We start from the raw sequence: 14009 nt of genomic DNA on the forward strand, positions 1-14009 counted from the left end.
CAATATCCGGAGTTTAAATATGAAAGTATTATCGTTTTCGGTTGAAAATTTTCGTGGCTACACAAATAAAGTCATATTAAACGTTGGTGATTTTACGGGATTATTTGGTAAAAATGATGCTGGTAAATCAACTATTTTTGAAGCAATGGACATTTTTTTAATGAGACAAATGCACAAAAAAAGATTAATGAAAAGGATTGGAATCTTAATTTAACCGATTCAGCAGTAGAAATTGTCATGATAGCTACCTTAACTAATTTACCAGAAACGTTAGTACTTGAAAATGTACTTGCTAATCTTAGTGACGAAGCATTGACTAATCAAGATGGTAATATGCAAATTATTAAACGATTTTCACGTAAAATTGGAAAAATCACTACATCAACGAGTATTCTTGCTTTATATCATGAAGGTAAAGAAAATCTTTATGAATTAACTCAATCGAAGCTTCGTACTTTATTAAGAGAATTAGGGCTTGATAGTTCATCGGAAAAAAGAAATACAACTATACGAAGTGAAATATTACAAGAGTGGAAATCAAATGGTACTCAGATTGAGCAAGAACTCTCAATCGCAACTAAACGATTGACTAAAAGTATTTGGGAAGCGTTAAAGAAACAATTACCTGATTTTCAGTTATTTAAATCAGATCGTGATAATTCTGATACTGATCCTGAGGTGCAAAACCCGATGACGGTATTGATCAAGAGTGTTCTTGATAACACGGAAATACATGATTTATTAGCTGATGTTCAAGAACGTGTTATTTCTGAACTAGAAAATTCAACTAAAGGCGTCTTGGATATTCTTAATTAACTTAATCCTGAAATTGGAGTGGAATTAAGTCCTAGTTTTGGTGACGTTAACTGGGCAAAAGCTTTCAAATTAACCTTGACTACTGAATTGGGTATTCCACTGAAAAATCGTGGTAGTGGTATTCGCTGACTAGTGTTACTTAGTTATTTTCAAAATGAGGCTCGTAAAAAGCGCCAAAATAATGGTAATAAATTTAAAGAGACAATTTATGCTGTCGAGGAACCGAAAACAGCACTACATCCACATCATCAAAAGATGTTAATTATGGCATTAAAAGAAATGAGCGAACAAGAAGAAATTCAAATATTATTAACCACACATAGTCCTTAAATGGCAAATTTTGTATCGGTGGAACATGCTAATTTGATTAAACGAGACAATAATAAATCAATACTTGTGAATGGTGAACAGGCAGTGGAGCAGATTGCTGAAGACCTAGGTATTTTAACTGATATTAGTACAATTAAAGATAAAAAAATTGTTGTTCTAGAGGGTAAATGGGATCAAATTGCAATTGAACAACAAATTATTCCAGCTATATTAAACCTAGATGAATTAAAAATGTGGCAAGAAAAAGTAATTCTTTTACCTGCTGGAGGAACTAATATAGATAACTGGCAAAAAGCGCACACATTGGATCAATTTAAGATACCCTATTATATTATTATTGATGGTGATGATGCCGGTACTAAATATGTAAAAAATGGATTAAGTAATGAGTTTAAATTGAATAGACCAACTATGGAATTTTATTTGCCCTATACATACATGGATATGATTCTAAATAAAGTGTATTTCCCCGGGAAATTAGGTATTCAAGAATATTGTAATGAACCTGATTTAACTATTGAAGAAGCAGGCTGGAATGCTGATACTAATGGATTTATCTTTGGGGAAAAAGGAATAGAATTATTTTATAATCGTATATACCATTTTCTAAAAGTAGAAGGTAAAAAATCTATTAAATCTAGTAAATTTAAAGAGCATACATGGTTGAATATTCCTAAAAATACAATTACCATTGAAAGTTTACAAGTCTTAAGGTGTAATGAAAGTACGGCCTATGATGAATGGCGTGGAATTGTTGAAACTATATTGAAAGATACAACAGTTTCGGTAAAAAGTAAATAATAGTTAATTATTTTGTATATTAAATAAATTTTTAGATTATAGATAAATCGATTTGGATGGGCATATGAGAAATACGTTAGAAAGTTTAAATATTGTTTTATGGCAATTTTTAGGAATAATTGTTGCATTAATTGTATTAACTAGTTTTGAATATAATGGCATTTTAATTTATTCATCTCGCAAAAACTTAGAAAAAGTTTTAAAAAAAATCAAATGTGAAAGATTTATTGAAGACTTAAAATCAACACATTATACTTTATTAGTACGGATTATATGGATGTTTTTGTTAGAAAGTCTTGTATATGCATTTAAAGAAATCATTGACACGTTTGGTATTGTTAACACCCACAGAGATAACCCATGAGACGATTAGTAAAATTAAAAAAGCCGGTAAGTTAAAGATTGTGTGCACACCGGGAGTAGTTCCAGCCGCTGCTGTCAGGGCGGTTGGTATATGAATACCAGCTGAGTTGAGGAGATTTAAGAAGTAACCAGACCATCCTGCTGAGACATTAGCCGCACCTAAAGTAAATTCCAAAATTAAATCCCAACCAACCATAAAGGCAATTACTTCACCAAAAGCGATGTATGAATATGTATAAGCTGATCCAGAAATGGGGGCAATTGAGGCAAATTCGGCATAGCATAGACCAGCAAAACCACAACAAATTGCGGCAATAATAAATGATAGCCATAATGCTGGTCCTGCCGTTAAGGCTCCTTTACCAGTTAAAACAAAGATCCCAGTACCAATAATATCGCCAATACCTAGTAAAATTAAGTCCCACGTCCGCAAAGAACGGTGTAACCGCGGCTCACTTTTTAACAAAGCACTGACAGATTTTTTTCGAAAAACATCCATAGATAACGCTCCAATCTCAAAAAAGATACTAACTGTTAGTTAGTATCTTAGCACGATAAAATTACTGATATCGCCAATTAATGCTTTTATAATAAAAATTAATAATATAGTAAGAAATTTGAGTGCACCAATAATTATAGCGGTGATGAAATTTTTAATTAAAATTAAACGTTATAAATGATGCGAATGTGAAAATATAAAATATATTTACTTAATAAATATTTAATTTGACAAACCGTTATCAATGGATACCGTTTTCCTTATAGTAATCTTAAAGAAAACATTAAGGAGCTAATAAAGTGATAAAAACAAACAGGAAACGCAAGACGATTCGAACCGCAATCCAAGTAACAATTTTATTAATCGCAATGGTACCAGTCATTATTACATTAATAACTTCATTGTTCGTCAATTCAAATTTAGTTAATGAGCGAGTGCATCTCGATCAAGCCGGGGCCATAAAAATGGCGATGAATGCCAAGGCTAACTTACGTAATCATACAGCTCAGGAATTAGAATATATCGCTAATAATACTGAATTTAAGCAAGAAACTTATGATATTCCAGCTATTGAGAAATTATTATTTCAATCACAAGCAATTGGTGACAAAGGAATTTTGACCATCGCTTTTATCCCTACTAGTGGCCCATATGCAACTACACGGCCATTTCCAGCGGGCTTTAATCCACGGTCACGCGATTGGTATGTAGGTGCAGTTGCTAAGGGAGGACAACAATACTGGCGACCAGCCTTTAAAGAAGCCCTTACTGGTAAGATGGTTACAAGTGTCTCACGGGTTATTAAAAATAAACACGGTGATGAAGGAGTGTTAATGATTGATACAACCTATGCACCGGTTAACAATGTCGTGCGGAATTTAAATATCGGTCGAACTGGGAGTGCAACGGTAATTAGTCCTAGTGGTGTCGTAATTGATTCAGAATCAAAAGTCAAAAAGCTAGAATATCCAAGTGGTCAAAGCATTGCTGATACAGCAGTTTATAAAGCAATTGTCAATTCAGCAAGTAAGGCCGGTCATATTAAAGTGGGAAGTTTCTTAAATCCTCGCGAAATATACTTTGATAAAAGTTCGGCAACTTCATGGGTCTTTTCTGAAGTTATGCCTAATGAAATTAATATCGAACGTAATAGTCTTTTAATTGTTTCAGTGATTGTCTTAATTCTGGTTTTGATTGTTGGGTCACTGTTAGCAATGATAATTAGTCGCTTATTACGCAACATTATCAATCGCTATACGAGTTATTTTGATGAAGTCGCTAACGGTAATTTAGTGCAAATTAGTGCCGACGATAGTACTGATCCTAAAACGCACCTTAGTAGGAATTTGACGGCACCGGATACTAATGGGAATGAATTGAATTATTTAACGGTTAAATATAACGCAACAATTGATGCGGTTAGTCAATTAATCACTAGCTTGCAAGCTGAAAGTAAAACGGTTGCTAATGGCTCAGCCGCCTTACTTGAACTCTCACGGCAAACAACAACTGCGACGGAAGAAGTAGCACAAACAATTACGGGCATTGCTGAAGTAACGGCCGCTCAAGCCCAAGAAACTGAAAAGAGTGTGGCCGAAGTTCAACATCTAACCGATGAAGTAACAACTATGCGGCAAACTGCAGATGAGATGAAGAATCAATCGGATGGGTTACGCCGTATTAATATGGAAAACTTAACCGTGACCAAGGAAGTTGATGATAATTGGCAAAATGAATTAGCCAAAATGGCCCAATTGCAAACTAACATGGAACAACTCGATGATAATGTCCAAAACATTAATCAAATTATTGATGTCATTAATGAAATTGCCCAACAAACTAATTTGTTAGCCTTAAATGCCTCAATTGAAGCGGCCAGTGCGGGTGAAGCTGGTCAAGGTTTTGCAGTAGTGGCCAGTGAAATTCGTAAGCTTGCTGAACAAAGTAAAGATTCGACAACAGCTATTCGTAAGTTAATTGATAGTATTCGTCAACAATCTAGTGCAATGGTGAGTCAAACATCTAATTCAGTTCAAGGTGGTCAACGGCAATCTGACTTGATTAAACAAGCACTAGCAGCAAGTAATGAAGTTGCCGCCAACAATGAACAATTAGTTGCAAAAATCGATCAAATGAGTAGTGTTAGTCAAGAAATCGAGCAGATTGAACAAAAAGTATTAACTAATTTGGAAAGTATCTCAGCCTCAACTGAAGAGAATTCGGCAGGAACTGAAGAAGTATCTGCCAATTCAGAAGAAGTATTAGCGACGATGGACGAATTTACGAGCCAAGTGGCGCAACTAGATCAGGCTGCTCAGAATTTAAAACAAGCTAGTGCTAAATTTAAAATGCTTGATTAAACACCATTCTCAGCGGAAACTACTTAATATTTGATGAGCTTAAAATAACTTTTTGAGCATAATATGATTTTTTGTTTATAAAATCAAAGGTTAGCCCTTAATTATTAAACTATTCGTCCGATTTAAAGGGAAGATAAGATATTAAGGAGTAGTGCCAATGAAGAAACGTCACTTACAAGCAACACCAAGTAATGAAAAACGTAGTATTGGGAAATTTTTAACTACTGGAATGATTGCAATTTCAGTCATACCAGTGTTATTAATGGTTTTAGCATCATTTTTGATTACCACTAATCTGGTTAATCAACGTGTTGAAAGCATTGAACGCAGTGCCGCTAAGGCTATCACTACTTCGACGTCGGGGCTAAATGAAAATGCCACAGCCCAGATTAATAAATTGGCTAAATTACACAGTGTAAGTGGTAAAAAATTTGACCTAAATGCCATTCAAACTGAATTAAATAGTATTGCTGATAACGGTAATGCCTATGTCTTGAATTTAGGCTTTGCAACTAGTAGCGGTAAGATGATTACCACTGGTCAATTACCAGCCGGCTATGATCCACGGACACGTGATTGGTATAAAGGCGCAGTGCAAGCTAATGGGAGTGTTTACTTAACGCCAACTTACATTGATGAGGTGAGTGGACAAGCAGTAACATCAGCATCAATTCAAATTACTAATGCTAGTGGTGAAGTGGGAGTCTTAGAAGTTGATATTCCCTATGCAAGTCTCCAAGATTTAGTAAAAGACCTTGATGTTGGCCGCACAGGGACCTCAACGATTGTGGCCAATAATGGGATGGTAATCGCCTCAGATGGGGCAACTAAAAGTTTAGTCTACCCTGTCGCCAAAAATATGAGTAATAATCCAGTTTTTAAAGCTGTGGCTAAAGCACCAAAACAACGCGGCTTTTTAAAGCTTAATAGCCATCAGGTTTACTTTGATAAGGGGGATGCCGGTAGTAAGATGTGGGTGATTGAGCAAGTCTCAAATCACGAAATTGGCTTAGAACAAGGCTTGCTTGTCGGAATTTCATTATTCTTGGTGATTATTGTCAGCTTAGTTACAACTATTCTATCAGTGTATTTTGTTAATTTAATTCGCAAAATTTTGCACCGCTACACTGAAAGTTTCGAACAAGCTAGCCAAGGTAAGTTATTGCCTATTGAAAGTAATACTGATGGGTTTGGTGGCCAAAAAATTGCTAATCGGATTATTACTCCTAACCCGAACGGACATGAATTTAACCGACTATCGAATCATTATAATGACATGATTATGGCTGTTGGGAACCTGATTACCGATGTGCAAGCTGAAAGTGATCACGTTGCAACTGAAGCAAGTAATATGGGTGAGTTAGCTAAACAAACGAATGCTGCGACAGAAGAAGTTGCAACGACTGTCACTGAAATTGCGCAAGTAGCAGCTAATCAGGCGACTGAAACCGAACATGGTGTGACAACTGTTCAAGGCTTGTCAAAAATCTTGGATAGTGTTCAAAAAAATATCAGTACGATGCTAGATAAAGCTGATGAATCAGCCAAGTTAAACCATGACAATGTTGAAATGACGACTACAGTCCAAGTTAACTGGCAAGCTCAAATGGAACAATTACAAGAGTTAAAAACAAGCATGACGCAGATGGCCACTAATGTCCAAGAAATTAGTACCGTGATCAAAGTCATTAATGACATTTCACAACAAACTAATCTCTTAGCCTTAAATGCCTCAATTGAAGCGGCTAGTGCCGGTGAAGCAGGAAAAGGGTTTGCGGTGGTGGCTACTGAGATTCGCAAGTTAGCTGAACAAAGTAAAGCCTCAACTAAGGATATCCAAAGTATTGTCGCACAAATTCAAGGGGATGCCCAAGTTATGGTTACTAAGACCGATGCGTCGGTAACTGGTGGCCAAGCACAAGCAGGATTATTAACTGATTCATTAGCAGCGACACAGGCAGTATTTGCTAATAACGAAGCCTTACGTGAACAAGTAGCAGCCTTAGTTGTTGCTGCTGATGAGGTGAGTGCAATTCAAGCACAAGCTTTAAGTAGCTTGGAATCAATTTCATCAGCCGCCGAGGAAAGCTCAGCCGGAACACAAGAAGTATCGGCTAATGCAGAAGAAGTATCTGCAATGATGGATGAATTTACGAATAGTGTGGCTACTTTAGAAACATCAGCAGACCATTTAAACACCTTGTTACACAAATTTGAGATTCAAAAATAACATTGTTACACGTGAAACACACAATTAAATATAGATGATAGTAAAAAAGAAGACTGAATTTATACAATTCAGTCTTCTTTTTTAGTTTTGTTCTTCAAAGAGGTGACCAATTTGGAAGTAAATATCATTTATCTTCTTAGCACCTTCTTTAAGTTCTTGGTATGAGGTTAAGTTAACGTGTAACATTTCAGCTGAGTTACTAGTCATTTCGTTAATTTGGTTTGATTCATTAGCAAGTAATTTAACTTGTTCTTCAATCTTACTAATACGTTCTTGAATATTAACAGCTTCTTCACGGACTTGGTTAGAAAGTTTACGAATTTCTTGCGAGATAACAGTAAAGCTCCCACCATGTTCATTTAAGCGGGCTGCTTCAATTGCTGAATTGACGGCTAACATCCGTGTTTGGTGCGCAACGTCTTGAATCACAGTAATGATATCGTTGGCTTGTTCTGTTTCACGAAGCAAAGTAGAACTAGTTTGCTTGTTTTTATTTGTGAATTCTTCCATCTCATTGACGCCATCAATTGTTTGATTAACCCGTTCGACACCACGATTAGCAATGTAATCAACGTCTTCAGTGAAGGCTTTAATCTTTTTGAGGATGCCACCTAAGCCAACCGCACGTTCAGTTGTGTTAAAAGCAATCTTAACAACTGAGATAACTTGACCAGTTGCATCTTTAACTGGCACATATGTTGCCTCAAAGAAAACCCGTTCACCGGTTTTTGATTTACGCAAAATTTGTTCTTGGAAGGTTTCACCACCTAAGAGAGTCCCCCAAAAAATTTCATATTGCGGGTGTTCAGTATAGGTTGAAAAACAAAAATCGGCATGTTTGTGATTTAACATTTCTTCAACGGTATAACCTAAACTTTTAGCAAAAACCTCATTGGTATGAATCAATACGCGATCAGTATCAAATATTGCTACCGGAATCTCATGGTCGACTACTTCGCGAAGTGAATATTGAATTAATTCAGAATTTTCCATAATTGCGACGTCCTTTAATTTAATGTGTTACTGTAATTAATCGGCTTATACGTTGGAAATTAAAGTAAATAAAGAATATTCTTAATAATAATTATTATATAAACAAAAAATGTATATACATATTAGATTTTACAATGTATTATTAATAAAAACATAGCATAACTGAATACATGCGAGGTAATAAGATAATGGAACCGGTTTTAGAACTAACAGCAGCGTTGAAACGTTTAAATTATTATTTTATACATACTAATGTCAATAATGCCAAGACAGGTGAATGGGAATTTGTGATAAACATTTTAAACTACTTTTACTTTAAACAACATAATACATATATGAAATTAGATATCCAATTACCAATGGAATTTATTAATAAATATGAATATAAGGGCTATTTTTATTTATTCCGAAACGATTTAACTTTTGAAGTCTTGTCAATTAGTAATGATTTTCGAACGATTACTGGCAAGACGTATCAGGAAGTTGCTACGGAAATGCAACATCGAATGGATGGAATTGAAGGTGGTCAGGCATTCGCGGATATGATCATTAACTACGCCACTGAGCTACCATTAGAGATGGCCAATCTAAGTGATTAGTAACTTTAAGTGATGGTGGGTGCTTTAAGAAATGTTTGCTAGTATTCACTTATAAGCGATTTTTTGTTACACTTATTTTTAAAATACAAAATGTAGGGATAAAATAGATGATACTAAAAATCGTTATTGCGATATATATTATCAGCATGCTTGCGGCGCTGGTATTTATGATTATGTGGCTGCGTGGGGCAGTTAAAAAACGGCCAAATAATAAGTGGAAATACATGTTAGCGATGATGCTTATCATCTTTATTAGTGGTTCAGGTGTTAGTGTAATTCGGGGCCAAATGTATCAAGCTGAACAATTACGCTTACAAAAAATCGCCATCAAGAAAGCTAAGATTCAAGCTCGTGATTTAGAAAGGTTAGAAGTTACGAATAAGTTTGGCTTTTACGAATATTTATTATTGCTAATGCAACCACATAAAAATACTGGGGTTCAGGCACAAGTGAATTGTACGGCAGCTGAACAAGCACAACTTTTAAGTAATGCACAAAAAGCTATTCATCGAATGCGTAATCACCCGGCAGCTAAAAAAGATGGAATTTTGATAGTTTCATATGTCAGAGTACATAAGAAGCCAAAGCCATTGTTTGTATTATATGCTTCACCTAAACAAGTTAAACATATGAGTAATACGCCGCATTCACCTAAAGAATTTTTGGATAAGGACTTAACTGCATATTGGTTTAATAAGAAGTTTGTCAAAATGCAAGATGACAAATTACCAGGAATCTTTAATAATCTTTTATTAGAAGATCAAAAGAACATGCCTAAAATAGTCAAAAAGCAGATTGTGACTGGTAAAACTAACTACTATAGTTATTCACCAACCAAAAAGAAACCCAGTGAAAAGGGTAAAAAGATAATTACGGAAAATACTTAATGTAATAAATTAGCATTAGGAGAAATAGAGCTTTGACAGAAGTCGGGCACTATTAAGAAATATACACTAAGAACCCCCTTGAAGATTTTCGCTTCAAGGGGGTTCTGTCGTATTTCGAATCTATCGGACTTTTGGAACGTATACTAGTCGCAAATTGCAACTATATAGCACGGCTTATTTAGCAAATAAGCCGTTTAATAATTCCATGAAGTACACAAGGTAGGCATCCGCATCAACACCAACAGCAGCCTTCATATTAGTAGTTGGATCATTAAGACGGGCTTTGTCACCGATTGTGCGACCATAGTCAACATCATCGTAAGTTACTTGCATATTCAAGTCGATGGTATTAACAAATGATGGATTAATTGAGACCCCAACGGCCAATGGATCGTGAAGGGCACAACCGTTCTTGTCGATATCTAAGTTGTAGTAAGCATCGATGTAGAAATCAACGATATCAGCAAAGACGCGTCCAGCTTCAGTACCTAAGTCACGCCATTGTTGCGTTTCTTTTTTAGTAAGTAGTGTACGTAATGTAACATCTAAACCAACCATGGTCATTTGGGCTGGAGAACGGAAAACACGATCAGCGGCTTCAGGATCTTGGTGGATATTAGCTTCGGTAAATGGAGTTACGTTACCAGGCACAGTTAAAGCCCCACCCATGAAAGTAATATTACCAATTAAGTTGGCAACTTCGGGGTCTTTGGCAATGGCTGCATCCAAGTTAGTCATTGGACCAGTTGGAATCAAAATCAAGTCATCATTGTACTTGTGGGCGGCTTCGATTAAGAAATCAACCCCAGATTGGCTTTCAATCGGACGCTTAGCAATTGGTAATTCAACTTCCCCAATCCCATTTTTACCGTGAATTAATTGTGAAATCTCCATGACTTCAAAGCTGTCAGTTGTACTTGAGTGACTTTCACCCAAGAATACTGGAACATCAGTTTGGCCAAGTAATTCCAATAACTTCAATGAGTTTTCGCCTGATGTTTCTACCAAACAATTACCGTAAGAACTGATAATACCGATTAAGTCAACGGCTGGATCAGCAATGGCATACGCTAATGCTAAGGCATCATCAATCCCTGTATCCAAATCCAAAATCATTTTCTTTTGCGCCATGTGTACTCTCCATTTCAAATGCTATGCACGTTTTATTAAGTAAAAGTTATTATCATAATGATACCGAACAAAAGCGGAATTTTCAATTAGTATAATGCGGAAAATCCGAATGGTTAGCAAATCAGAGCTGGTAACATAGCTATGTTTTAGTAATAATTCACCGCTAAAACGGATTTTAATGGTATTGGCCATTGGAAACACACACAGATAATTAGAAAAGTTACGAACAACTACACGTCTAATCCGGAAATAGCGTAAAATAGATGCATGACAATGTGAACGGAGGAGAAAAGATGAAAGACGTTGACTTAACCATTGTTGGTGGCGGACCAGTGGGGATATTTGCGGCTTATTATGCACGCTTACGTGATTTAGATGTGCGAGTCATTGAAAGCTTAGCAACATTAGGGGGCCAGATTAGTGCGTTATATCCACAAAAGCAAATTCTTGATGTGGCTGGTTTCCCTAAGATTAGCGGGGATAGTTTAGTCCAGCAATTAGTTACGCAAGCTAAGCAACTAGTCCCTGAATTTGTGCTAGGGACACTAGTTACGGATGTGCAAGCATTAGGTGAAGCGGGATTTCAAATTGTAACGAGTGCGGGGACTTTTAAATCAGGCGCGGTGATTATTGCAACTGGTGGTGGTAACTTTACCCCACGGACCTTACCGTTACCAAATATGAGTGCACAATTAGCGCAGCATCTGCATTATTTTGTCGGGGATGGGCAAGTATTTACTAATAAACGTGTGTTAGTTGCAGGAGGTGGTGATTCGGCTATTGATTCGGCTTTGCATCTATTAAAGCAAGCAAAGGCAGTCCATCTGATGCACCGCCGCGCAACTTTTCGAGCCTTAGAGCACAGTGTTAAACAACTGCTGGCAAGTGATGTGGTGTTGGAAGTGCCATTTTTAATTGAAGATATCACCGTAAACGCTGATGGAAGTTTAGCAGTTACGATGCATGAAGTTATGGGGGAACGGACTAAGGTGCTTGAGGTTGATGAAGTGCTAGTTAGTTATGGGTTTATTTCTGAAAATAGTACGATGCAACAGTGGCAAGTACAGCCCGCACAAACGGTCCATGGCATTAAGGTTGATCAGACATTACAAACTGACATCCCGGGATTATTTGCGATTGGGGATGCTGCGACTTATCCAGGACGAACGGAATTATTGAGTACTGGTTTTGGTGAAGCACCATTAGCAGTTAATGCAGCCGTTCGCTTTTTGGATCCAAGTAAACGTGGGCCAATTCACTCAAGTTCGTTGCATATTGAGAATGGGCAGATTACAAAATAGGAGAAGTAGGATGGGTAAGAGTGATAAGTATTTTGTTGAGAAGTATCTAGGTGCCCCAGTTGATCAGGACGCTAATGGTAAATATGTTATTCGTGCGGGGGCTAATCCGAGCTATTGGCGGATTGGTAAACATACTAAAGGTAAATTTACCAATCCAGGTCAGATTTTCTTGACTGAGAAGAATATTCCAATTGCGATTTTACGGGCGGAACCGTTGGCATTTAAGGACCGCCATGATGTGGTGGCGTTGCAGCGGTTTACGAATGAAAGCATTTAGGATAGGTGACCTAAAAATACAATTGTAAAATTAACGATACAAAATAACCGGAAAAATTAATTTTTTCCGGTTATTTTATTCGGAATTTATCGGTAAATAATGCGATATATTTGTTAAATTACGATGTATGTAATTAAATAGCATTAAATTAGAAAAAAAGGTCTAAAAATGTGTAAATTAGGTATCAATGTAAAGATTATGTAAAACGCCGAAAAACACTGACCAATGTTGACAAAGGCTATTTATTTAATATTTTAACCGCTAAAACTGGTTTATTTTGTAAATTTTAGTGTTAATGTTCGTAAATTGGCCTATAATTTTAAGAAACTTATTGCGTAAATAATGAGGTTATACTATTCTTAAATTGTTCAATATCTTAACTTTTTAATTTTTCTTATAAGGAGAAAACTGATGCGTAATTTTAAACGCGGTTTGGCACTCGTAATGGGTGTAGCAGCATTGTTCACACTTGCTGCATGTGGTAAGACTTCAGATACAACTAAGAACGGTGACTTAAAGTCATTAACTGTTCAATTTGTTCCATCTTCTAACGCTGACACAATCCAAGCTAAGGCAAAACCTCTTGGTAAGTTGTTGAGTAAAGAATTGGGAATTCCAGTTAACGTTTCTGTTTCAACTGATTACAACACAATCGTTGAAGCAATGGGATCAAAGAAAGTTGACATGGGCTTCTTGCCACCTGCACCATACACGATTGCACACAAGAAATACGGCGTTAAAGTAATCTTACAATCACAACGTTTTGGTGTACAAAACAACAACACTGGTTTACCAACTACTAACTTGGTAAACAGTTACGCATCAGACATCATTGTTCGTAAAGACAGTGGTATTAAGAGCATCAAGGACTTGAAGGGTAAAAAGATTGCCGTTCAAGACGTAACTTCAGATGCTGGTTACATCTTCCCAATGGTTGAATTAAACCACAAGGGTATCAAGCCTTCAGATTACACTACTGTAACTGTTAAGGGTCACGACCAAGGTGTCCTTGCAGTTGAAAACAAGAATGCGGATGCCGCCTTTGTCTTCAACGATGCTCGTAACTTGGTTAAAAAGGATGTACCTTCAATCTTTAACGATACTGAAGTATTGTACCAAACTACTCCAATTCCTAACGATACTATCGCAGTGCGTGAAGGTATCAATGCTAAGTGGCAAAAGAAGATCACTGACGCAATGGAAGCTATTACTAAGACTAAACAAGGTGCCGCAATCATGAAGGATGTGTACTCATGGAACGGCGTGACACCATCTAAAGATTCAAACTTTGATATCGTACGTCAATACGAATCAGAAGCTAACAAGTTAAACTAAGCAATTTCTAGAAGGCCGCGATAGAGGTTGAAATTAACCTTTATCCGGTCTTTTAGTGCCATGAAGTCCTTACTTGATGGTACTAAA

At 36.5% G+C, this 14009-nt stretch carries 13 protein-coding genes and 1 pseudogene; 11 read left to right on the forward strand and 3 right to left on the reverse strand.

Going from position 1 to position 14009, the window contains the following annotated elements; all coding sequences use genetic code 11:
- Positions 1-19: 19 nt before the first annotated feature.
- The 4 genes from HF964_RS03190 to HF964_RS03205 all read left to right on the forward strand — a co-directional run bounded on the left by HF964_RS03190 (position 20) and on the right by HF964_RS03205 (position 1947).
- Positions 20-214, forward strand: a complete 195-nt coding sequence (locus HF964_RS03190; protein ID WP_168721614.1) for an AAA family ATPase — start codon at positions 20-22, stop codon at positions 212-214.
- Positions 215-237: 23 nt separating this feature from the next.
- Positions 238-816 (forward strand): hypothetical protein, encoded by a 579-nt coding sequence (locus HF964_RS03195; protein ID WP_168721615.1) that lies wholly within the window; start codon positions 238-240, stop codon positions 814-816.
- A 132-nt stretch (positions 817-948) separates the two neighbouring features.
- Positions 949-1146, forward strand: a complete 198-nt coding sequence (locus HF964_RS03200; protein ID WP_168721616.1) for an AAA family ATPase — start codon at positions 949-951, stop codon at positions 1144-1146.
- Complete coding sequence (locus HF964_RS03205) at positions 1147-1947, forward strand: TOPRIM nucleotidyl transferase/hydrolase domain-containing protein (RefSeq protein WP_168721617.1); 801 nt, start codon at positions 1147-1149, stop codon at positions 1945-1947.
- Between the two features lie 316 nt (positions 1948-2263).
- Here HF964_RS03205 and HF964_RS03210 read toward each other — a convergent pair.
- A pseudogene (locus HF964_RS03210) lies at positions 2264-2809 on the reverse strand (amino acid permease); the annotation flags it as partial.
- 299 nt (positions 2810-3108) lie between these two features.
- On the opposite strand from HF964_RS03210, the gene HF964_RS03215 reads away from it, so the two are divergent.
- Positions 3109-5169, forward strand: coding sequence for a methyl-accepting chemotaxis protein (locus tag HF964_RS03215; RefSeq protein ID WP_168721619.1), 2061 nt, complete (start codon positions 3109-3111; stop codon positions 5167-5169).
- A gap of 157 nt (positions 5170-5326) precedes the next feature.
- Complete coding sequence (locus HF964_RS03220; RefSeq protein WP_168721620.1) at positions 5327-7399, forward strand: methyl-accepting chemotaxis protein; 2073 nt, start codon at positions 5327-5329, stop codon at positions 7397-7399.
- 81 nt (positions 7400-7480) lie between these two features.
- Here the strand turns inward: HF964_RS03220 and HF964_RS03225 are convergent, their stop codons facing one another.
- Positions 7481-8392, reverse strand: a complete 912-nt coding sequence (locus HF964_RS03225) for a methyl-accepting chemotaxis protein (RefSeq protein ID WP_168721621.1) — start codon at positions 8390-8392, stop codon at positions 7481-7483.
- 188 nt (positions 8393-8580) lie between these two features.
- On the opposite strand from HF964_RS03225, the gene HF964_RS03230 reads away from it, so the two are divergent.
- Positions 8581-8991, forward strand: a complete 411-nt coding sequence (locus HF964_RS03230) for a hypothetical protein (RefSeq protein WP_168721622.1) — start codon at positions 8581-8583, stop codon at positions 8989-8991.
- A 107-nt stretch (positions 8992-9098) separates the two neighbouring features.
- The gene (locus HF964_RS03235) at positions 9099-9878 is read left to right on the forward strand and encodes a hypothetical protein (protein ID WP_168721623.1); all 780 of its coding nucleotides are present in this window, start codon (positions 9099-9101) and stop codon (positions 9876-9878) included.
- A 174-nt stretch (positions 9879-10052) separates the two neighbouring features.
- On the opposite strand, the gene HF964_RS03240 is transcribed toward HF964_RS03235, so the two are convergent.
- Positions 10053-11009, reverse strand: coding sequence for a nucleoside hydrolase (locus HF964_RS03240; protein ID WP_168721624.1), 957 nt, complete (start codon positions 11007-11009; stop codon positions 10053-10055).
- 293 nt (positions 11010-11302) lie between these two features.
- On the opposite strand from HF964_RS03240, the gene HF964_RS03245 reads away from it, so the two are divergent.
- The 3 genes from HF964_RS03245 (at position 11303) to HF964_RS03255 (ending at position 13922) form a co-directional block, all read left to right on the forward strand.
- Entirely contained in the window at positions 11303-12310 is a 1008-nt protein-coding gene (locus HF964_RS03245; RefSeq protein ID WP_168721625.1) for an NAD(P)/FAD-dependent oxidoreductase, read from the forward strand.
- A 10-nt stretch (positions 12311-12320) separates the two neighbouring features.
- The gene (locus HF964_RS03250; RefSeq protein WP_168721626.1) at positions 12321-12587 is read left to right on the forward strand and encodes a DUF7671 family protein; all 267 of its coding nucleotides are present in this window, start codon (positions 12321-12323) and stop codon (positions 12585-12587) included.
- A gap of 411 nt (positions 12588-12998) precedes the next feature.
- On the forward strand, positions 12999-13922 hold the full coding sequence (locus tag HF964_RS03255) for a phosphate/phosphite/phosphonate ABC transporter substrate-binding protein (RefSeq protein ID WP_168721627.1): 924 nt from the start codon (positions 12999-13001) through the stop codon (positions 13920-13922).
- Positions 13923-14009: the final 87 nt, after the last annotated feature.

Origin of the sequence: Periweissella fabalis, from assembly GCF_012396505.1 — a bacterium.
GTDB lineage: Bacteria > Bacillota > Bacilli > Lactobacillales > Lactobacillaceae > Periweissella > Periweissella fabalis.